The organism is Mucilaginibacter lappiensis (genome assembly GCF_050433765.1).
GTDB lineage: Bacteria > Bacteroidota > Bacteroidia > Sphingobacteriales > Sphingobacteriaceae > Mucilaginibacter > Mucilaginibacter lappiensis_A.
Genome location: NZ_JBNPWP010000004.1, coordinates 599,018 through 620,026, shown reverse-complemented (window position 1 = coordinate 620,026; position 21,009 = coordinate 599,018). Strand labels below are relative to the sequence as shown.

Genomic DNA, 21,009 nt, shown 5'->3' with positions numbered 1-21,009 from the left:
ATTAATATTGTCTGCGTTTTCTTTTTATTAAGAGGTAAATCAAAAAAGCCTCGTTAAGAGGCTTTTTTGTTCAATAATGATCGTGCTAAGGATTTTTCCTCCTTCATCTTGTTCTTTTTATCTTTTGTCCAAAAGTCTTTTATCCTTCATCCAAAAGTCCTTTATCTGCTTAAGCCAATACTTCATCAATAATCCCAAACTCTTTGGCCTCGGTGGCTATCATCCAGTGGTCTCGGTCTGATACTTCATATACCTTTTCATATAGTTGCCCGCTATGTTTGGCAATGATCTCGTAAAGTTCCTGTTTTAATTTGAGCACCTGCCGCGCGGTTATTTCAATATCCGATGCCATTCCCTGTACACCACCCGATGGCTGATGAAGCATCACCCTGGAGTGGCTCAGCGCGGCGCGCTTGCCAGCCGCACCGCCACATAATAGTACAGCCCCCATTGACAGGGCCATGCCGGTACAAATAGTGGCCACATCAGGACTTATAAAGTGCATGGTATCATAAATACCCAGCCCTGCATATACAGAGCCGCCAGGCGAATTAATATACATCTGTATATCTTTCTTTGCATCTGTTGATTGCAGGAACAGTAATTGTGCCTGTATAATGTTGGCCACGTTATCATCAACCGCCTGACCAAGAAAAATAATGCGGTCCATCATGAGGCGCGAAAATACGTCCATCTGGGCTACGCGCATTTCGCGCTCTTCGGTTATGTAGGGCGTCATGGCCATAGGGAGGGCGCTTTTTTCGACCCCTGAAATAAAGCTATCTACCCGCGAACCGGCAATAGCATGGTGCATGACCGCATATTTGCGGAATTCCTGTTTATCGATATTCATAAAATTGTTGGTTTTTTAGGCGAGTTTTTTACTTACCTGTTTAAAAATATACGGGCTATTCTTTGCCGGAAACTCAGATGCTCGGGCTGGGTGAATAATTGCTGATGTACCGCTTCTATCTCCTGTTTTAATTGCTTGCGACCATATTGCTGCACCAGACTATAAACTTGCTGCTGCGATGAAACATTAACCCGCAGATCGGCATCGAGCAGCGTTTTAGCTTCAAACAAAAGTGCATCGCCGGGCATCTGCCTGTTAAGCAGATGGCTTTCTATTTGGGCTATATCATTCAAGGAAGTCCTCATATGTTAATGCTTTTTGTTTAACCGTGTCCCTTACTTTTTCAATACACTTATACTTTTGCACTGTTGCTGAGCGCACCCCTGAAAAACCGAATAGTTGTGCCACCCTGGTCATAGGTAAATTATCATAGTAAAAGGATCGCAACAGTTCCATGCAGCGTTTACCGGCGGTTTCTAAAAAATGCAGTAATTTATCTTCAGATGGAGCCGCTTCAGTTTCCGCGATGATACTGTACGCAGAGCTATCATCCAATTGCTTGGTTTGGCTACCCTGTTTGTACCGTTTGATCCATAGGTAGCGGGCGGTGCCATAAATATAAGCACCCTCACTACTGTTGATAGTCACATCGGCCGTATGGCTTTTTTCGTAATAGCTTATCAGTGCATCCTGAAACACATCTTTAGCTTCGTCAAATGATCCACCGCATTTGCTCACATACTTGGCTACGGCCGGGAAAACCTTTTGATATAATGTTGTAAAAAGCTGTTGCCTTGCAGCCTGCTCCTCCAAATTAACTGCATCCATTGTTTACTGTTTATTACTATGTGTAAATTATAACAGATATATCACCTTTTTGGATAAAAGATTTTTAATTCTTTTTGTCATCCTGAGGAACGAAGGATCTTCTTCAACTAAACTAATCATATAATAGATGCTTCACTCCGTTCAGTATGACAAATAATATCTCATCCTTCCTCACTACTACCTAAAATTTACTCATCCGTACCGCGGTAACTTTTGAACCATCGGCACCTATGGTTTCAAAAACGATGTTTGTTTCAGTAAGTTCAGATACGGTGAAAACAAAATCGCGTGTTTTACCATCAGGCAACTTTTCATTTACTTTTATGTTACCGCCATCAAGCGTATAGCTGCCATGTGATAAATATTTTCCGCCCCATACAATGTTCCATTTCATTTCGGGTGTAAACTGGATATAGGGAGAGGCTTCATCAAGTTCGGCTTTTTTCATGGTATCCGGCGGACTGGCATTGGGATTCTCTATTTTAACATATTTCCATTTTCCGGTAAGCGTGGTGCTGTTAACAGATGGCTTGCACGATGCCATGAAGCATAGCATGATAACGAATAATAAAAAGCTGTAATTTTTCATGATAGCATAAAAGTTCATCTAAGCTATACAATTACCGTTAAAAATAAAACTCAAACTAAAAGATCAGCTGTTACCTTTAATATGCTTTCTTATTCTTTCTTCAGCTTTTTTTACTTCGTCTTTTTCGCTAAGAGGGCCTTCGGTTTTAAGTTCTTCGGTAGATGATTTATTGCCGGTACCGCTTTTTGTTTTTTTAGTGCCAGCTTTATTTGATTTTGCTGTAGTATTCATGATCACAGGAGTTAATGATAGATGTATCTGTTTAACTACCGGCGAATTGAAATTGTTTTATGGAGTGCGTGTTACTGAGGCAAACGAGACAGGCAAAATCGCGGGAATCTTTTAATCCTATAAATCCAGGTTCAGATAAAAAAATCAACGTAATCGGATCATTATCAACCGCCAAAAATATTTTTGAAAAAAGTTGTAACAAGTAAAAAGCACAACCGTCATAATGACACTATATAGCCAAGGTACTCCAATCCAGTTAAGCTATAAGTTATTGTGAGGGCCCGCACCTTAAGGGTTCCGTTAAAAAATCAAATACTTAAATCTTTTAAAAAAATGAACAATCTAAACAATCTAATTGTGATGTTTTGGTGGGCTGTGCCTGTCATTCTGCTTTTGCTGATGTACAAATTTGTTTTACGCGTGTTTTTCGGTATGGTCATCGTGCCGGATAACCGTATTGGTCTGGTGGTCAAAAAATTCACCTTGTCGGGCAAATCGCGTCTGCCCGATGGTCGTATTATTGCCATTAACGGCGAAGCCGGTATGCAGGCCAAGGCACTGGCGCCGGGTTTATACTGGGGCATGTGGCCCTGGCAGTATGGCATCACCATGGAACCATTTACAATTATCGAACAAAATAAGCTGGGGCTGGTAAAGGCAAAAGATGGTGCACCGTTTGATATCGGCCGTGTATTGGGTAAACCTGTCGACTGTGATAAGTTTCAGGATGCTATAGCCTTTTTGGATAATAAAGGGCAAAAAGGTCCGCAGGCCGCATTCCTTACCCCGGGTAGTTACCGTATCAATACCTTTTTGTTTGAGATTGAGATGGTGCCCATTACCCAGATCCATGAAAACAAGGTAGGGATAGTTACCACACTTGATGGTGAGCCGCTGGATAAGGGCGAAATTGCCGGCGAATCAGTAGCGGGGCATAAGAACTACCAGGACCCTATCGCATTTATTAATGCAGGTGGCCGCAAGGGTTTGCAGGAAGATGTGATATTGGCCGGTACTTATTACCTTAATCCCTGGTTTGTAATTGTGGAGCAGGTTGATATGACCTATATACCTATTGGTTATGTAGGTGTGGTAAACTCCTTTGTTGGTCCCGAGGGTAAAGATACCAGCGGTGATGCTTTTAAACACGGTAATATTGTTCATCGTGGTCAAAAAGGTGTTTGGGAAGACCCGCTTGACCCAGGTAAGCACCCTATTAACATTTACACCCACGCGGTGGAAATTGTACCTACCACCAATATTGTGCTTAACTGGGCCGATAGCCGTACCGAAGCACACGAACTGGATAAAAACCTGTGTACCATTACGGTAAGGTCAAGCGATGGTTTTACCTTTAACCTCGATGTGTCACAGATCATCCACGTGCCACGTAACGAAGCACCAAAAGTAATAGCCCGTTTTGGTAAGATGAAAAACCTGGTATCGCAGGTGCTGGAACCTACCATTGCCAACTATTTCCGTAACTCGGCACAAAGGAGTGATGTGATAGGCTTTTTGGCTAACCGTATCCAAAGACAAAGTGATGCCCGCGATCATATAGGCGCTGTGTTAACAACCTATAACGTAATTGGAGTTGATACACTGATAGGCGATATAGTGCCACCTGCTGCACTGATGAAAACCCTTACCGACCGTAAACTGGCCGAAGAGGAAAAAGTAACTTACGAGATACAACGCCACGCCCAAATTGAGCGTAAGGAATTTGAAAGCGCCAGAGCCGGCGCCGACATGCAACCAGAAGTGGTGAAATCAACCCGTCAGGTGGAGATCAATACCCAGATGGCCGCTTCAAAAGTTGCTGCATCACGTGGTGAAGCCGAGGCCAAAACCATTAACGCCAAAGCTGATGCCGAGGTAAGGATCACGATAGCTAAAGCCGATGCCGAAGCCAAAACAGTGAACGCTAAAGCCGATGCCAACGCTACGGAGGTAAATGGTACTGCAGAAGGTGCTAAGATCAAGGCCATAGGTTTGGCCGAAGCCGAAGTAACCAAGCAAAAAACCGAGGCTATGGGTACCGAACAATATGCTATTGTGCGTGTAGCCGAAGCCCTGGCCAGCAACGGCATCAGGTTGGTGCCGGAAATATTGGTTAGTGGCAAGGATGGCGGTGGTAATGGTATGATAGACGCTTTGATAGGCAGCGAAATGCTTAAAAAATTGCAGAACGAAGCCATAAAAGGAAAGGAAACTGCGCATAAAAAAGAGGGTGATAACGATAAGAGAAATGATATTGAATAACCTTAATACCTAATACCTATCACCCGGGTGCCCCTCATTGGGGGCACCCTTTTACTTGATGTCAAATGTTAATTTTAGTTAAAAAAATATAATAGACAATTGAAGAACCGCATCTTCTGATTATTTTTACCTGATGCTCCGTTACCTGCTTTTAGTTTTTATGGGTTGTTTTATCACCTCTGTTGCTTGTGCGCAGGGTGTTCAAAATGGTACCGTGTTGGAAAACAAGACCCGAATAGTGTTACAAGGTATTCAGGTTGAAAATAAGACTACCACTAAAGTGGTGGTAACCGATAGAGCCGGAAGGTTTAGTATTCCGGCAAAAACAGGTGATCTGCTTGTATTTACAGGTGCCTTTTACCGACCAGATACCATATTGCTGACTAACCTATTGGGGCGGGAAGTGTTTTTAACACCAAAGCAAACTACACTTGGTGAGGTAAAGGTAAATGGTACAGAGATCAAACCGCCTGCAAGCGGCTATAAAGCTCCCGACTTTCACGGGCAAACGATGGTTTATCAGCGCGATGACAAAAATCACGATTATTTCAAGGGTGGGGTTGCACTCAGGCTGCACTATTGGACAAAAGATGATAAGAAACGTAAAAAGGAAGGAGAATTTATACAGAATCAACAGGTACAGGATGAAATAGCCGAGGTTTTCAGCGCTGAAAATATTGCCAAATACGTACCCTTAACTGGTGATGATATGAATAATTTCATATTGCTCTACATCCCATCGGTTAAAACCTATACCAGTACTGATTTTAACCTTACCACCTATCTGGATACCAGCTACAAAAAATTCATGAAATTAACCCCCGAGGAACGAAAAGCCGGTCAGCTGATTAAATAATTACTAACAGGTGTAACTTTTACTTAAATAATGCATCCTTTAGATGTATTCATTTTGAGTATAAAGTACTATAAGTAACTATCGCTTAACCTGTAATAATGGAAACTCAAACCGTTGTATCACCCCCTACCAATGGCAGCAGCACACAAGCTGGTAAAATATTATATATTGATAACCTGAAGGTAGTACTTACTATTTTAGTGATATTGCATCATACTTTTATTACTTATGGCGCGCCGGGGGGCTGGTACTACAGCGAAAAAACAACGCTTACGGCAGCATCTATTCCCATGACCTTGTTTGTAGCCATCAATCAATCGTTTTTCATGGGTTTCTTCTTTTTTATATCTGCGTACTTTACAGAGTCATCCTATCAAAAAAAAGGCGCAGCCCGTTTTATAGCTGATAGGTTAAAACGGCTTGGCATCCCGCTTATATTTTATTCTTTCCTATTCTCGCCTGTGTTGAGTTACCTGGTTTACCGTTTTGGTAAGGGTAATGATATTACCTATCTGCAATACCTGGGCGGCTTTCATTCCTGGATTGATTTTGGGGTACTGTGGTTTGTAGCCGCTTTGTTGTTGTTCAGTTTGCTGTATGCACGCATTATGTTGTTGATTAAAAGCAGGCCATTATCATTAGGGCAGGTTCCGGGTGTTTTAACCATTGTTTTATTTGCATTGACACTGGCTTTGGGCAGTTACCTGGTAAGGTGTGTATTTCCGGTTGGTTGGGTATTATCGCCAGTGGGCTTTCAATTGGGGCATTTTGTACAATATATAGCGCTGTTTGCTTTGGGTATAGTGGCCTCGCGCGGGCAATGGCTTAGTAAGCTCCGCTATAAAATGAGTAAAGGCTTTGCTGTAATGGTTTTAGTAATGATCGTAGTGGTTTTCCCGGTAATTTATTACGTAAAAGTTGCTACTAATAGTCCTGTTGAAACATTTAACGGCAACGGGTACTGGCAATCATTAATGTATGCCTGCTGGGAACAGTTTACAGGTATATTTATTATAACCGCTTTGTTGGGTATAGCTAAACAAAAATGGAATGGCCAGTCAGTACTGATGAAAAAATTATCAAGAGCTGCCTTTGGGGTATATATTTTTCACCCGCTGGTGCTCATCTCTTTATCTATGCTATTTAAAACATGGGGTGTTGATCCTGCGGTTAAATTACTGTTTGTGGCGCCATTGGCGGTTTTCGGCTCATTTATACTGGCACATTTGCTGTTAAAAATACCCGGCGTAAAAGCTGTAATTTGACGTATTAAAGCTGTCCCGAATTTATATTCGGGACAGCTTTTTACTTATGCATTAAACCTATCGGCAAACTCCCTTGCAAATACTTCCAATTTTCTCTTGCTTGTAATGATGGGTTTATTTAAATCATAGTCCTCCCATAATTTTCCGCTGCGCACCGCGGTTCCCATTTCTACAAAGTTTTTTGCAAGTTCTTCAGGTACTCCACTTTGTATTATCCCGCTTAATGCCTGGTCGTCGGTAAATTCTACCCATTGTAGTTCTGGTTTGCCAATGGCTGCACCTAAAATAGCTGCTATTTCTCCGGTAGTACGATCATCGCTCGCCAAATAGCGTACACTTTTTCCTGTAAAAGGGTGTTGAATTTCTTCGGCAGCAGCGGCGGCGATATCTTCGGGATGAACCATAACCAGTCTTGTGTTGCTGTCATAATTTGTTCCGAGAAAACCCAGGTTCCTGATCATATCTATATTATTATAAAAATTGATATAAAAGAAGGGGGCCCGAAGATGTTTTATGGCTACGTTTTCCAGCTTATTCAGTGCAGTTTCTACATCATGCACTCCTTTGATAGGTCCTGTGCCTTCATCAAGGTGCGCGCCAATACTGCTTAAATTAACTACCCGGGATACGCCGGACCTGTGAATAGCCTCTGCGTAATTTTTACCGATACCTGCTACATATTGGCGGTAGTTAGACGCGCCAAAGTTGGGCGGCACCATGGTATACACCACATTTGCACCGGTAAAAGCCTTTGTCAAAAAATCTACGTCGGCTACCGAACCAATGGCAGCCGTTGCGCCTAATGCTTCAATGTCTGTTATTTTATCCTGATTACTGCTGATAATAGTTACCTGATGTCCTGCATCAATTAATTGTTTAGCCAGCGGTTTGCTAATATTTCCTAATGATCCTGTGAGTGTGATTTTCATAACTTTATTGCTTTGATTTTGTTGACAACAAAGTTATATTTGTACTTACTTTTATACAAGTACTTACCCTAAAGTATGTATCATGACCGAAATCAAAGAAAGTTCAACCATACAGGAAAATAAACAAACGGCTTTTAAAGAGTGCCCTGTAACCTATGTAATGAATAAGATAGGCGGACATTGGAAACCCATCATCCTGTATCACCTGTTATCAGGCAGCAAACGGTATAGTGAATTAAGAAAATCGATCCCCGCCATCACCGAAAAAATGCTGATCCAACATCTTAAACAATTAGAGGCTGATAACTTGGTAGCCAGAAAAGCTAAACCTGTAGTCCCCCCGTATGTTACTTACAGCCTTACTACTTCGGGTTTAGCTTTAAAACCGGTTTTGTATACCATGGCCGTGTGGGCTATTGAGGAGAGCGGGAAAAATGCATCGATATTCTATAAAAGCCTGGATGATTTTCCGGGGTAATATTAAACAATAAAAGGCTGCCCTTTTGGCACAGCCTCTTATTGTTTTTATGATAGTATTGATGTATCTATTGTGCCTTCAAACTATCGGCTTTGGCCTTTGCTTTTTTCTTGAAAAAGCCGCGGAGCAAAAAGTTATGCTGCACAGCCTCCAGATCGTCATTTAACTTAACGGAGCTTTGCTGCAGCAGGTTTAGTGTACTTTGTACTTGAGTTGCTCCTTTAGGGTCATTCAGCAGTACGCCAATGGCATTATCGGTAGTATTAAGCTTATTGCTGGCTTTGGTCAAATTTTCGGTTAAGGTTGATGCATTGGCAGCAGTTTTTTGCAATTGGTTAACGGCCTGGCTTATCCTGCTAAATGTAGCGGTATCTGTAAGCAGTTTATCAGCAAAACCGCCCTTGGTGTTCATTTTATTGCTGAAACTGTTAAGCTGTACGGCCATGTTTGCCGCGCTTTGGGTAGCTGCCTGCAAATTACGCATAGCACTGCGCAGTTGCATAGCCAGGGTACTATCTGCCATTAATGCACCTACAGTTCCTTTGCCTTCCAGTATTTTATGACTTAATACTTTAAAATCAGTAGTGATAGCCAATATGTTTTGGTTATTTTCCTGCAGGGTTTTAAGCATATCATCAGTCGATAGCATTTTTTCGGCTTGTAGTTCATCGCCATCCTGTACTACAGGGGCTTGCGGGCTGCCGCCATCAATAACAATGATCTTATTACCTATCAGTCCGTCGGAGCTTATTTTGGCACCGGCATCATGATGAATATACTGCTGAGTGGCTTCATCAATGTTCATAAACACTTGTACCCGTGATGGACCTATGAATTTGACATTGCTGATAGTACCCACCTTAACACCTGAGAACCATACATTATTGCCTTTTTTTAACCCGGCAACATCACTGAATATGGAACTGATATGTATATTTTTTACAAAGCTTTTTTGCTGGCCCCCAAGCGTAAATACGCCAAGTATAAATACCACGAGGCCGAGTGCTAAAAATATGCCTACTATAATTGCTTTTTTATTTTCTGATGCATCCATGATAATGGTATAATGTCTATTGTATAAAGTTGTAGTCGTAAAAAGGTTTCACCCGGTCATCATTAGTGTTAAATACTTCATCAAAAGTACCGGTACGCTGAAATTGCCCATCGAGCAGCATGGCTATCCTGTCGCCGGTTTGTTTGGCACAGGTTAAGTCGTGGGTAATAATGATCGATGAAGTATTGTAACGTTGTTGTACTTCGTTAATAAGCGCATTAATCTCGATGCAGGTTATCGGATCAAGCCCCGCGGTTGGTTCATCATACAGCATTACCTCGGGGTTAAGGATCAGGGTGCGGGCAATACCAATACGTTTACGCTGCCCGCCCGAAAGCTCTGCAGGCATTTGGTTAATGGTGTGCGACAGGCCCACAGCATCCAATACTGTTTCAACAGCTGTATTAATTTCCTTACGGGTGATGTTTTTGCGGTTACGTACCAATGGAAATTCCAGGTTTTTGCGTACTGTCATACTATCATATAGGGCACTGTTTTGAAACGAAAAACCTATCCTGATACGCAGTTCCTGCAATTCCTTTTCGGTTATATGTGCAAAATCATGGCCCAGTACTGTTATTTCGCCCTCATCGGGCTTTAATAAACCTGATATGATCTTTATTAATACCGATTTACCGGTACCTGACCTACCGAGCACCACCAGGTTTTCGCCCTGGTACAGATCAAGGTTAATGCCGCGCAGTACAGCAAAATCCTCAAATGCTTTTTTAAGCCCTCTGATGCTGATAACCGGGTTGCTATGATCTGCCTGTGTTTTTACCTTTTTCATATTCCTGTATTAACGGAACCAGCTGGTTATCTGTACAATAATAATTTCTTCAATAAATACCAGGAACATGGCGGTTACTACCGCGCCATTGGCTGCTTTACCCACGCCCTCGGTTCCCTTAGTGGAGTTATAACCCTGATAACAGCCTACAATACCTATCGTGAAGCCAAAAACTATTGATTTAACTAATGATGCCACAAAATCAACAAACGTTAAAGGTTCAAACACCTGCTGTATAAAAGTACTCCAACTGGTACCTTCATTTTGGCTCACGTTTAAATACCCGCCTAAGATGGCTATAAGAGCGGTATAGGTTGATAAAATAGGTATGGTAAGGGTAGTAGCCAGCACGCGGGTACAAACCAAAAATTTAAAGGGTTTGGTACCTGATACTTCCATGGCATCAATTTGCTCGGTTACCCGCATGGAGCCCAGTTCGGCGCCAATACTTGAACCCACCTTGCCCGATGCTATAAGCGCGGTAACCAAAGGTGCTAATGCACGCATGATAGCGATGGATACCAGAGATGGCAGCCATGATTGCGCCCCAAACTCAGATAGCGACGGCCTTGATTGTTTTGTGAATATTACCCCAACAATAAACCCGGTTACTGATATTAAAGTAAAGGAACGTACACCCACTTCAAAACACTGGCGTACCACTTCTTTAAGTTCAAAAGGGGGTAAAAAAGCTTCTTTAAAAAAGCGTAATATGAATTGGTTGATCTTATACAGATCGGTAAAAAAGTTTATAAAACTTTGTTTAAGCTTTGAATTCTTTTTATAAACGGTTGTTGTGCTTTCTGCTGTATCCATTAAATATGATATAGTAGGTATTTGTCAATTTAATTATGGTTACTCTACAATAACTCATTGCATTTGTTTGCCGCAGTGTGTATTAGCAGGCAGTTTTTTTCAGTTCAGGCCCGATGAAAACTTTTTAAACCAAATTGTTGCAGTATCAAAAACCATACTTTATTGAAATAAAAGTATCACAAATTTCAATTCAATAGTTTAACTTTTCGCAATACTTTTATACATTTTGGTTAATATTCAATTAAAAAAAGTAAAAAAAGTATTATACCTTACTTCTTAATTGCAGGTACATTTGATATCAATCAATTGTAAGCCAGGTTTAAAACATAAACCAGGGATGCGTAAGTTAAGCAGGTAATTTTAAATAACATGTTAAATTGAGTTTAAGTTTTTGACCATTTGGGTAAAAAGTTAAAACTTCAATTGCCTGCAAACCTAAGAGTTATAATTTATATAGAATAATATAGCCAGAAAAATATAGTTAATGAAGTGTAAAATTTCAATATTATGCTTTTTGCTGCTGTTCATCCATCGCTCTTTGCAGGCGCAAAATGACCAGTTTCAATTTTCACATCTGGATATTAACAATGGGTTATCGCACAACCAAATAAATTGTATTTTAAAGGATAGTAAGGGTTTTATGTGGTTTGGTACGCTATCGGGCCTTAATAAATATGATGGGTATAAATTTAAGGCTTATAAACACGCTGTAAGTGATACCACTACCTTAAATGACGATTATATAGTTAGCATAGCCGAAGGACCGGAGCATAATATATGGGTTGAAACCCGCAACGGCTTTAATATTTACACTCCCTCAACAGAGAGATTCAGCCACAATATAGGCGGCTACCTTAAAAATATTGGACTTCCCGATGGCCGGATAGCAGCGTTGAAAAAAGACGGTTTTGGCAATTTTTGGTTTTTACATGCCACAAAAGGCATTTATAAATATGATGCCTCATCGCACAAAGTAACCCATTTAGTCCATAACAGGGCTGATGATAACTCCATTTACAGCAATACCGTATCAGATCTGTCGGTTGATTCAAAGGGCAATATATGGCTGATATACAGCCTGGGTGTATTAGAAAAACTAAATCCGGTAACCTACAAGGTAAACTACCGCTCGCAAGTAATGGAAAAATTGCCCGCGGGCCTAAATACAGCCTATAGGGTATATATTGATAAGCAAGACGACCTGTGGTGCTTTGTGCCTACTTATTCATCAGGGGTATATTACGTAAGTATTAAAAACAACATTTTTAAGCATATTGATAAGGGGGATGGCCCAACACATTTAAACACAAATGTAGTGGCCAACGTAATACAGGATGATAAGAACCGGATCTGGATAGCCACAGATCATGGCGGTATAAATCTGCTCAATAAGCAGGATTTTAACATACGATACCTGCTTAACCGCGAGGACGATATAAAAACGGTTGGCCAAAACAGCGTTACCCTGCTTTATAAAGATAACACAGGCATCATATGGGTGGGTACCTACAAACGGGGGGTAAGTTATTATCACGAAAGCATTATCAAGTTTCCGCTGTATACGCACCATTCATCTGATCCTTTAAGCCTGCCCTTTAGTGATATCAATAATTTTGCAGAAGACAGGGTCGGAAATATATGGCTGGGTACCAACGGCGGAGGACTGATATATTTTAATCGTAAAAACGGCAGCTTTAAACAATATCTACATAGTGCCACAAATAAAAACAGCCTCACCAATAATGTAATTGTGTGCATGTTTGTTGATCATGAGCAAAAGTTATGGATAGGCACTTATTTTGGTGGACTTGATTGCTTTGACGGAAAAACGTTTACCCATTATAAACATAATGATGCCATACCTGGCAGCATATCCGAAGACAGGATCTGCGCCATTCGGGAAGATTCAGAGCATAATTTATGGGTAGGCACATTAGCGGGCGGGCTTAATGTTTTTAATCGTAAAACACAGCAGTTTACCAACTATAAATTTAACGGCTATAATGGTAAGAACAATATTCACTCCAACTATGTAAGCGCTATTTTAGAGGATAGGCGAAAAAATATCTGGGTGGTAACCTCCTATGGCATTGATGTTTTGATGAAAAAAGCGCGCCAGTTTGTGCATTATATGCACGATGATAAAGATCCGGCCAGCCTTATAAACAACAATACTAATAATATTTTGGAAGATAGCCAGGGCTTGATTTGGGTAAGCACGCGCGAGGGTATCAGTATTTTTAATCCGGCAACCAATAAATTCACCAATATTATCAAACAGGATGGCCTGCCCGATAATACGGTGATTGACATGCAGGAGGATGAAAAGCATAATATGTGGGTAAGTACGCCCAATGGCCTGTCAAATATTATTGTATCGCGGCAAGCGAGCGGATTAAAGTTCCGTTTTATAAATTATAACGAGACCGAGGGTTTGCAGGGTCGTGAGTTTACAGAAAACTCATCCTACAAAACACGCGAAGGCGAGTTGATATTTGGCGGAGGAAATGGGTTTAACCTTTTTAAACCGGCCAATATCCAGTTCAATAAAAGTGTTCCTAATTTGGTTTTTACCGATTTTCAGGTGTTTAATCAAAGCATTGGTGCCGGCGATAAGATAAATGGTGACGCCATATTGGCCAAATCGATTACAGAAACAAAGTCATTGAAACTCAGACATAGTGAGAATGTATTTTCTATAGAATTCGCAGCCCTTAATTACTTTAATCCTGATAAAATAAAGCTGCAGTACATGATGCAAGGCTTTGATAAGAATTGGATAACGGCAGATAATAAGATCAGGAAAGCTACATATACCAATTTGGATGCCGGCGATTATATATTTAAAGTACGTACAACAAACAATGAATTTTGGAACGCTAAAGAAATTACTCTGCATGTTACCATATTGCCCCCATTCTGGAAAACTACCTGGGCATATTTGCTGTACATTCTTTTATTTATTGCCACGCTGCTTTATTTACGCCACCGGGGCATACAAAAAATAAAAACGCAATTTTCTATTGAAAAGGAGCGTGAGGAAGCACAGCGTATGCATGAGCTCGATTTGATGAAGATCAAATTTTTTACCAATGTAAGCCATGAGTTCCGTACGCCATTATCGCTCATTATGGCGCCTGTTGATAAAATATTAAAGCAAATAGCCGACCCCGATTCCAGGCGGCAGTTGCTGATGATTAACCGTAATGCCCGCCGTTTGCTTAACCTGGTAAATCAGTTAATGGATTTCAGAAAAATGGAGTTCCAGGAACTCAGGCTGCACAAAAAATCGGGCGATATCATCAGCTTTATTAAAGACCTGTCCTTGTCGTTTACCGATGTGGCCGACCAAAAGAATATCACATTTGTTTTTGATACCGATACCGAAGCGTTTTATACCAGCTTTGATCATGATAAAATTGAACGGATATTATTTAATTTACTCTCCAACGCCTATAAATTTACTCACGAGGGCAGGCAGGTAAGTGTATTGCTTAGTTTAAAATACCAAAGTGATACGAACGATCATCAACTGGAGATCAGGGTTATGGATACAGGTATTGGTATCCCGGCAGATAAACAGGGCAGGATCTTTGAACCATTTTTTCAGCATGATATTCCCGGCTCCATGTTAAACCAGGGGAGTGGTATCGGGCTGTCTATCACCAAGGAATTTGTTAAACTGCACAATGGCGAAATTTTGGTGGAAAGCGAGCATGACCAAGGCAGCTGTTTCACCGTTTTGCTGCCACTACAGCAGCTGGACGAAAGTTTATTTATCGATACGCCTTTGTTATTAAAACATGAGGTAGAAGGATTTATTGACTTGGAATCAGTAAAAACTAATCAGCATAAAGAGAACCGTGACTGTAAAAAGCTTACGGTACTACTGGTAGAGGATAATGAAGATTTTAGGTTTTATATTAAGGATAACCTTAAGGATCATTTTAACATTATTGAAGCCGAGAATGGTAAGAAGGGATGGCAAAAGGCCCTTGCCCAACACCCTAATTTGATTGTGAGCGATATTAGTATGCCCGAAATGAACGGGATTGACCTGTGCCTCAAGATCAGGAATGATTCGCGCACGTCACATATCCCGGTGATATTATTAACCGCCCTTATAGGCGAGGAGCAACAACTAAAAGGTTTGGAAACGGGCGCCACCGATTATATGACCAAGCCATTCAATTTTGAGATCCTGCTGTCAAAGATCAAAAATATCCTGAACCAGCAAGAGGATATGCGCAAAACCTACCGGAAACAGGTGGATGTTAAACCAACAAATGAGCATATTGATTCGCCGGAAGAACTGTTCATTAAAAAGGTTTTGCTTTTGATAGATAATAACATATCTAACCCTAATTTTTCGGTAGAGGAACTGAGCAGTGAAATGTTTGTAAGCCGCTATACGCTGTACAAAAAAATCCTGCAAATGACCGGTAAAACACCAAACGAACTGGTACGATCCATGCGGTTAAAAAGGGCCGCGCAATTGCTGGAAACCGGCCATTTAACCATATCCCAAATTTGCCATAAAGTAGGCTTCAAGAGTCAAAAATACTTTGTACGCACCTTTAAAGCCGAGTTTAACAGTATCCCATCCAAGTACCTTGAAGGGGTTAATGAGGGGGACTGATCCGTCATCCTGAACTTGTTTCAGGAGTTCTTAATAAATTTAGCTCTCATATTGTAGCTTATGGGATGCCGAAACAAGTTCGGCATGACCCCCAAATTGGTTTGTCATCCTGAGGAACGAAGGATCCATTTATCAAACATGCATATTGGATAATAGATGCTTCACTACGTTCAGCATGACAACATATCAATTCCACCAATTTCAACCCCACTTATAATACTATTATCTCACTTCTATGATCTCTTAAAAGGTTCAATAGGGACACATTTGTAAATAATTACTCCGTATTGTAGCTATTTTTATTATTAAATGATTGATAATCAATTATTTAATAAGAGTTGACATTTGTGCCCCTATTTATCCACAACCGGGTATCAACTACCATATAATTTTACCCTCATTATAATCAATATCAAAGCCTGGTTTAGTTTTCCCGGCCTGATATAAACCTAATAGGAATATTTAACCAATTTATTGAAGCAAGTGCCCATCGTTTTTTAATGATGGCAGCATGTCGGGAGTTTTAATGATATACAATATCATCAAATAACCGGCTGCTAAAACGCAGGCAATTGCAAATTACCGAACCAAAAAATCTAAATAAATCAATAACTAACAAATCAATTATGAGAAAAATTCTACGAATAGCCTTGCTGTTTGTTTGTTGTATTCTTGTAGCTGCAGTGGCCAACGCCCAGGATACAGGTACACTAATAAGAGGAACAGTTACAGATGATCAAGGCGTAACCCTGCCCGGAGTTACCGTAACAGCAAAAAATGTTAATGCCATTACCGGCGCTAATGGTAATTACCTTATCCGGGTACCGGCAGCTACCACAACCCTTAGGTTCACCTATGTTGGTATGAGCGCTAAAGACGTTCCAATTTCTGGCAAAACGGAAATTAACGTAACACTAAAATCAAATGCAAGCAATTTAAGCGAAGTGGTAGTTATTGGTTACGGTACAGTACGCCGTGCCGAAGTTACCTCATCTATTTCGTCGGTTTCGGCTAAGGATATTAAAGATCTGCCTGTTGCCGGTATTGACCAGGCGTTGCAGGGTAAGGTAGCAGGTGTTACTATCACCAACAACAGTGGGCAGCCGGGTGGCGGCGTTTCTGTACGGGTACGTGGTATTACCAGCGCCACCGGTTCAAACGAGCCTTTGTATGTAATTGACGGTGTTCAGTTTCAGGGCACCCCTGCAGGTAGTTTAAGCCAGGACTTTTTAGGCGGGGGCGCGGGCCAAACCGGTCAAAGTATTCTGGCTACTTTAAGCCCTTCGGATATTGAATCTATCGATATTTTGAAGGATGCATCTGCACAGGCTATTTACGGTTCGCGTGGTGCAAACGGTGTTGTTATTATTAATACCAAACACGGTAAGGTTAATCAAAATAAACTTAACTATGATGCTTATGTCGGCTTTTCCGAAGTTCCTAAAAAGCTAAAGGTTATGAACCTGCAGCAGTTTGCCCAGTATCAAAATTCATTGGTAAATGAAGTACGCGCGGTACCAGGGAGCGGATTGGATAGCACAATTGAATTTAGAGACCCGTCTGTATTAGGTCATGGTACCGACTGGCAGGATGAAATTTATCAAAGAGGAGTAACCACCAGTCACCAGTTATCCGTATCCGGAGGAAAGGATAAAACAACCTATTATTTTTCTGGTGGTTACCTAACCCAAACCGGAACGCTTATTAAAACCGGTTTTAACAGGTATAATTTAAGAGCCAGCATTGATCAGCAAGTCACCAACTGGTTAAAAGCAGGCTTTACCACTAATTTAACAAAAAGTAAGCAGCAAATTGGTCTTACCGACGGGTTTGACGCGGTAACAAGTACGGTTTTGTATAATACACCCGTATCGCCGGTGCGTGATATATATGGTAACTATATTACTAATGCCAATATTGGTGGTTACCAGATAAATTTAACCAACAACCCGGTAACATTGGCCCAGTCGCGCGACGTTACAGCGGCTAATACAAAGGCATTGGGCGCCATCTACGCCGAAATTAACTTTTTTAAAGGCCTTACTTTAAGAAACGAGTTTAACTATAATTTCAACCTGGAAAGTGATCACGCTTATCAGCCATTTTTGCAAAACACCGAAACCGGGGATGTGATATTATCGCCAAGCCGTATAAGGGAACAAAGAACTCAAAGCTTTTACTGGGATGTTAAAAACTTCCTGAATTATGACCATGTATTTGGAGGTAAGCATAGTGTAAGCGCCACGCTGGGCCATGAAGTGCAAAGGTCTGATTATGATTTCATCAACGCTAACCGTAACAACCTGGTGGCAAATCTGCCTTCATTAAACGCCGGTGATGCCGACCTTACGCAGGGTATTGGAGCCGGCGCGGGAACGTGGAGCATGGAATCGTATTTCGCGAGGGTTGGATATACTTACGATAACAGATACGCTATTTCAGGAACTGTTCGTCGTGATGGTTCATCAAGCTTTGGTCCGGGTAACCGTTGGGGGACTTTCCCGGCCGTATCAGCGTCATGGACAGTTACCAACGAGTCGTTTATGAAAAGCTTTAACGCTATAAATTACTTGAAAATACGCGGAGGCTTTGGCGAGGTAGGTAATCAAAATACAGCCACCAATGCTTTCGTATCAAATATAACTTTGTTTGGTACCGCTCCTTTTGGGCCAGGCAGTCTTCCGTACAATGTGGCCAACCCCGATCTGCAATGGGAAGCAGTAAAAACTTACAATATTGGCGCCGATCTTACAACGCTAAACAGCAAACTGGAATTATCAGTTGATGTATACAAAAAGATAACTACCAATATGCTTTTATCAAATCAGTTACCATCATTTTCTGGCTTGGGAACGTCATATAATGACATACAAACACCCATAACCAACGCCGGTAAAATGACCAATACAGGTATTGATATTGGTATTACTTCATACAATATCCAGAATAAGAATTTTAACTGGAAAACTAATTTAACCTTTAGCCATTATAAAAATGTGCTTAACCAGCTTAACAATCCTACGGCAACCCTGTCGGGGATATTCAATGAGTATGGAACCAGCAATTTAACTTCTCTTACGTCGCCAGGAGGTCCATTAGGTACATTCTACGGCTTCGTTACCGATGGGCTGTTCAGAACCCAGGAAGAACTGGCTAAAGGGCCTATCCCAACCGGGTTAACTGTTGCACCAGGATCATTATGGCTGGGCGATATCAGGTATAAAGACTTAAACGGTGATGGTGTAATCGACGATAAGGATGAGCGTGTTATAGGCAATCCCAATCCTAAATTCACTTATGGTTTTACCAACACCTTTAGCTTTAAAGGCATTGACCTGTCGGTATTTTTATACGGAAGCTACGGCGGCCAGATAATGAACTACACCCGCAGGCAAACCGAGGCAATGACAAGTGCTTTCAATAATCAGTTGGTTACTGTATTAAACAGGTACACGCCAACAAACACCACTGCAAATATGCCAAGGTATAACCAGTGGACCAATAATAACATCAAAATATCTGATCGGTATATTGAAAGTGCTTCATACCTGCGTATCCAGAACGTGGCACTTGGTTATAGCATTCCTAAAAGTATAATCAGCAGACTTAAAATTGCATCTGCCCGGTTCTATGCCTCGGTTCAAAACCTGCATACTTTCACCAAGTACACTGGTTATGATCCTGAATTAGGCGCTCTTAACTCACAAATAGGGTTTATGAATGTAGATAACGGCCACTACCCTGTACCACGTACGTTCACGTTTGGTACTAATATTCAATTTTAATCAAGTTAATACTAAGCAAGATGAAAATAAAAATCATATTCATAATGTTTGTAGCGATTTGCCTGGAAGCTTCTTGTAAGAAGGATTTCCTGAGCCATCCATCAACAACAAGCCCCACCACCGATAACTATTATACTACAGCTGCGCAGGTAAACGGTGCTACCGGAATTTTATACAATAACGTTTGGGGCGATTGGTTCGATAAGGCTTTTACATCAGTAGGTGATGTATTAGGCGGAACTGTAACCGGTACACAGGGTAATTCCCAGTACAACTCATTTTATAACTTCCAAATTCAAAGTACTGATGGGTTAATATCAAGCACCTGGAACTCCTGCTATAAAGCAGCAGGTCAGGCATCAGTTTTAATACAAACTTTTAAAGATAAAAAAGTACAGTTGGGCAGTAACACCGGTTTCCTGGATGTAGGTATTGCCGAGGCCAGATTTATACGCGGGTTTGCTTATTTTTATATTGGCCGAGCGTTTGGCGATGCGCCAATAGTTGATAATCCGCTGGATCTTACAAAACCGGGTGCCTATCTTGTACCCCGTTATTTTCAAAAAGATGTTTTGCGTTTCGCGTTAGAAGATCTGAAAGCTGCAGAAGCTGGTCTTCCTGAAGTATCTTACCAGGATGGCCGTGTAACAAAATATGCTGCCATAGGTATGCAAGCCAAGATCTACCTGTACCTTAAAGATTATGCAAACGCTGCCGCTAAAGCAAAACAGGTAATTGATTATGCAAATGGCGCGGGTGCAGGCAAGCTTGGCTTAAATAGCAGTTACAACGCCATGTTTACATCATCTACGGTTGCCAACACCAATAATGTCGAAAATTTATTCTCCTTAAGATGGTTGGCCTCCATGGGTTGGAACGGTGGAAACAGGTTTTCAATTTATGTTGCCCCGCAGCCGCTTGTACATCCAAAACCAACAGGTGCCAACGGATACTCGGCTGTTGTGCCATCATTTGATATGTTAAACACCAATACAGGGTATGAGGCTGCAGATAAAAGACGCGGCTGGTCTGTAATGCAGCAGGGATTTCACAGGGCTGATTGGGTTAATGATAATTTCCCTAATGGATTTACTTATGATACCACCGGCAAAGCTACAGACGACCATTTTATATTTACCGGCACCCGCTCAAACATTCAGAAATATATAGTGGGCACTAACAGGTCTACTGAACCGGTTACGCCAGACGGCCATACCAGCATGCCTACTTATATACTCAGATATGCTGATGTATTACTCATTTATGCCGAAGCTGTTTTAGCTGGCGGTGCTTCTACGGCTGATGCTGCTGCTTTAAAAGCTTTTAACGCGGTACATAATCGTGCCGGATTAACCAGCCTTACCAGCATTACCCAAAATGATATTTTACACGAGCGAAAAGTTGAATTTGCTTTTGAAGGTGATTATTGGTTTGATATTCAGCGACAGGGCTTTACCAAGGCCGCAGCAATTGTTGCCTCACAAGAGCGGGGTACTTTGGATGGAAGTGGAAGACTTACCAGTTTTAAAGCTACGTTAACGCAGGCACAAATGTTTTTGCCTCCGCCGCAGTCAGAAACTGTTCAGGATCCAAAGCTGCTTGAACCTGCCGTTGCGTATTATAAATAATGACTT

The 21,009-nt window shown here is 41.3% G+C and carries 16 protein-coding genes; 7 read left to right on the top strand and 9 right to left on the bottom strand.

Translation table 11 applies throughout. The features are described 5' to 3' along the window. Positions 1 to 169: 169 nt before the first annotated feature. The 5 genes from M2273_RS15735 to M2273_RS15715 form a co-directional block, all read right to left on the bottom strand. Positions 170 to 853 (bottom strand): ClpP family protease, encoded by a 684-nt coding sequence (locus M2273_RS15735; RefSeq protein ID WP_429398454.1) that lies wholly within the window; start codon positions 851 to 853, stop codon positions 170 to 172. A 32-nt stretch (positions 854 to 885) separates the two neighbouring features. After that, positions 886 to 1,158, bottom strand: a complete 273-nt coding sequence (locus M2273_RS15730) for a hypothetical protein (protein ID WP_429398452.1) — start codon at positions 1,156 to 1,158, stop codon at positions 886 to 888. Continuing rightward, positions 1,139 to 1,681, bottom strand: a complete 543-nt coding sequence (locus tag M2273_RS15725) for an RNA polymerase sigma factor (RefSeq protein ID WP_429398450.1) — start codon at positions 1,679 to 1,681, stop codon at positions 1,139 to 1,141. Before M2273_RS15725 ends, M2273_RS15730 begins: the two co-directional genes overlap by 20 nt. A gap of 181 nt (positions 1,682 to 1,862) precedes the next feature. Further along, positions 1,863 to 2,270: a hypothetical protein gene (locus tag M2273_RS15720; RefSeq protein WP_429398449.1), complete on the bottom strand. Its 408-nt coding sequence runs from the start codon at positions 2,268 to 2,270 to the stop codon at positions 1,863 to 1,865. Between the two features lie 63 nt (positions 2,271 to 2,333). Next, the gene (locus M2273_RS15715) at positions 2,334 to 2,501 is read right to left on the bottom strand and encodes a hypothetical protein (RefSeq protein WP_429398447.1); all 168 of its coding nucleotides are present in this window, start codon (positions 2,499 to 2,501) and stop codon (positions 2,334 to 2,336) included. 333 nt (positions 2,502 to 2,834) lie between these two features. Here M2273_RS15715 and M2273_RS15710 point away from each other — a divergent pair, with 333 nt between their 5' ends. The 3 genes from M2273_RS15710 (at position 2,835) to M2273_RS15700 (ending at position 6,884) form a co-directional block, all read left to right on the top strand. Then, positions 2,835 to 4,763 (top strand): SPFH domain-containing protein, encoded by a 1,929-nt coding sequence (locus M2273_RS15710; protein WP_429398445.1) that lies wholly within the window; start codon positions 2,835 to 2,837, stop codon positions 4,761 to 4,763. A gap of 133 nt (positions 4,764 to 4,896) precedes the next feature. Then, positions 4,897 to 5,619 carry a hypothetical protein gene (locus tag M2273_RS15705; protein WP_429398443.1) on the top strand — a complete coding sequence of 241 codons (723 nt, stop codon included), beginning with the start codon at positions 4,897 to 4,899 and terminating at the stop codon, positions 5,617 to 5,619. 98 nt (positions 5,620 to 5,717) lie between these two features. Then, positions 5,718 to 6,884 carry an acyltransferase family protein gene (locus M2273_RS15700; protein ID WP_429398442.1) on the top strand — a complete coding sequence of 389 codons (1,167 nt, stop codon included), beginning with the start codon at positions 5,718 to 5,720 and terminating at the stop codon, positions 6,882 to 6,884. 44 nt (positions 6,885 to 6,928) lie between these two features. On the opposite strand, the gene M2273_RS15695 is transcribed toward M2273_RS15700, so the two are convergent. Continuing rightward, a complete protein-coding gene (locus tag M2273_RS15695) occupies positions 6,929 to 7,813 on the bottom strand; it encodes an NAD(P)H-binding protein (protein ID WP_429398440.1) in 885 nt (294 codons plus the stop codon). Between the two features lie 82 nt (positions 7,814 to 7,895). Here M2273_RS15695 and M2273_RS15690 point away from each other — a divergent pair, with 82 nt between their 5' ends. Beyond that, positions 7,896 to 8,291: a winged helix-turn-helix transcriptional regulator gene (locus M2273_RS15690; protein WP_429398438.1), complete on the top strand. Its 396-nt coding sequence runs from the start codon at positions 7,896 to 7,898 to the stop codon at positions 8,289 to 8,291. A 67-nt stretch (positions 8,292 to 8,358) separates the two neighbouring features. On the opposite strand, the gene M2273_RS15685 is transcribed toward M2273_RS15690, so the two are convergent. From M2273_RS15685 to M2273_RS15675, 3 genes are read right to left on the bottom strand one after another with little or no spacing between them, the layout of a single operon-like run. After that, positions 8,359 to 9,345 (bottom strand): MlaD family protein, encoded by a 987-nt coding sequence (locus tag M2273_RS15685; RefSeq protein WP_429398436.1) that lies wholly within the window; start codon positions 9,343 to 9,345, stop codon positions 8,359 to 8,361. 16 nt (positions 9,346 to 9,361) lie between these two features. After that, positions 9,362 to 10,135 carry an ABC transporter ATP-binding protein gene (locus tag M2273_RS15680; RefSeq protein ID WP_429398434.1) on the bottom strand — a complete coding sequence of 258 codons (774 nt, stop codon included), beginning with the start codon at positions 10,133 to 10,135 and terminating at the stop codon, positions 9,362 to 9,364. Positions 10,136 to 10,144: 9 nt separating this feature from the next. Beyond that, positions 10,145 to 10,951 carry an MlaE family ABC transporter permease gene (locus M2273_RS15675; protein WP_429398432.1) on the bottom strand — a complete coding sequence of 269 codons (807 nt, stop codon included), beginning with the start codon at positions 10,949 to 10,951 and terminating at the stop codon, positions 10,145 to 10,147. A 484-nt stretch (positions 10,952 to 11,435) separates the two neighbouring features. Here M2273_RS15675 and M2273_RS15670 point away from each other — a divergent pair, with 484 nt between their 5' ends. The 3 genes from M2273_RS15670 to M2273_RS15660 all read left to right on the top strand — a co-directional run bounded on the left by M2273_RS15670 (position 11,436) and on the right by M2273_RS15660 (position 21,003). After that, positions 11,436 to 15,590, top strand: coding sequence for a two-component regulator propeller domain-containing protein (locus M2273_RS15670; protein ID WP_429398430.1), 4,155 nt, complete (start codon positions 11,436 to 11,438; stop codon positions 15,588 to 15,590). Between the two features lie 626 nt (positions 15,591 to 16,216). Then, positions 16,217 to 19,375: a SusC/RagA family TonB-linked outer membrane protein gene (locus tag M2273_RS15665; RefSeq protein WP_429398429.1), complete on the top strand. Its 3,159-nt coding sequence runs from the start codon at positions 16,217 to 16,219 to the stop codon at positions 19,373 to 19,375. Between the two features lie 20 nt (positions 19,376 to 19,395). Then, a complete protein-coding gene (locus M2273_RS15660; RefSeq protein ID WP_429398427.1) occupies positions 19,396 to 21,003 on the top strand; it encodes a RagB/SusD family nutrient uptake outer membrane protein in 1,608 nt (535 codons plus the stop codon). Positions 21,004 to 21,009: the final 6 nt, after the last annotated feature.

Bases quoted from the DNA above. Each gene is read 5' to 3' on its own strand.
- M2273_RS15700 (WP_429398442.1), top strand. From the start codon at position 5,718: ATGGAAACTCAAACCGTTGTATCACCCCCTACCAATGGCAGCAGCACA.
- M2273_RS15730 (WP_429398452.1), bottom strand. From the start codon at position 1,158: ATGAGGACTTCCTTGAATGATATAGCCCAAATAGAAAGCCATCTGCTT.
- M2273_RS15725 (WP_429398450.1), bottom strand. From the start codon at position 1,681: ATGGATGCAGTTAATTTGGAGGAGCAGGCTGCAAGGCAACAGCTTTTT.
- M2273_RS15675 (WP_429398432.1), bottom strand. From the start codon at position 10,951: ATGGATACAGCAGAAAGCACAACAACCGTTTATAAAAAGAATTCAAAG.
- M2273_RS15665 (WP_429398429.1), top strand. From the start codon at position 16,217: ATGAGAAAAATTCTACGAATAGCCTTGCTGTTTGTTTGTTGTATTCTT.
- M2273_RS15660 (WP_429398427.1), top strand. From the start codon at position 19,396: ATGAAAATAAAAATCATATTCATAATGTTTGTAGCGATTTGCCTGGAA.
- M2273_RS15670 (WP_429398430.1), top strand. From the start codon at position 11,436: ATGAAGTGTAAAATTTCAATATTATGCTTTTTGCTGCTGTTCATCCAT.
- M2273_RS15685 (WP_429398436.1), bottom strand. From the start codon at position 9,345: ATGGATGCATCAGAAAATAAAAAAGCAATTATAGTAGGCATATTTTTA.
- M2273_RS15710 (WP_429398445.1), top strand. From the start codon at position 2,835: ATGAACAATCTAAACAATCTAATTGTGATGTTTTGGTGGGCTGTGCCT.
- M2273_RS15720 (WP_429398449.1), bottom strand. From the start codon at position 2,270: ATGAAAAATTACAGCTTTTTATTATTCGTTATCATGCTATGCTTCATG.
- M2273_RS15705 (WP_429398443.1), top strand. From the start codon at position 4,897: ATGCTCCGTTACCTGCTTTTAGTTTTTATGGGTTGTTTTATCACCTCT.
- M2273_RS15695 (WP_429398440.1), bottom strand. From the start codon at position 7,813: ATGAAAATCACACTCACAGGATCATTAGGAAATATTAGCAAACCGCTG.
- M2273_RS15715 (WP_429398447.1), bottom strand. From the start codon at position 2,501: ATGAATACTACAGCAAAATCAAATAAAGCTGGCACTAAAAAAACAAAA.
- M2273_RS15680 (WP_429398434.1), bottom strand. From the start codon at position 10,135: ATGAAAAAGGTAAAAACACAGGCAGATCATAGCAACCCGGTTATCAGC.
- M2273_RS15690 (WP_429398438.1), top strand. From the start codon at position 7,896: ATGACCGAAATCAAAGAAAGTTCAACCATACAGGAAAATAAACAAACG.
- M2273_RS15735 (WP_429398454.1), bottom strand. From the start codon at position 853: ATGAATATCGATAAACAGGAATTCCGCAAATATGCGGTCATGCACCAT.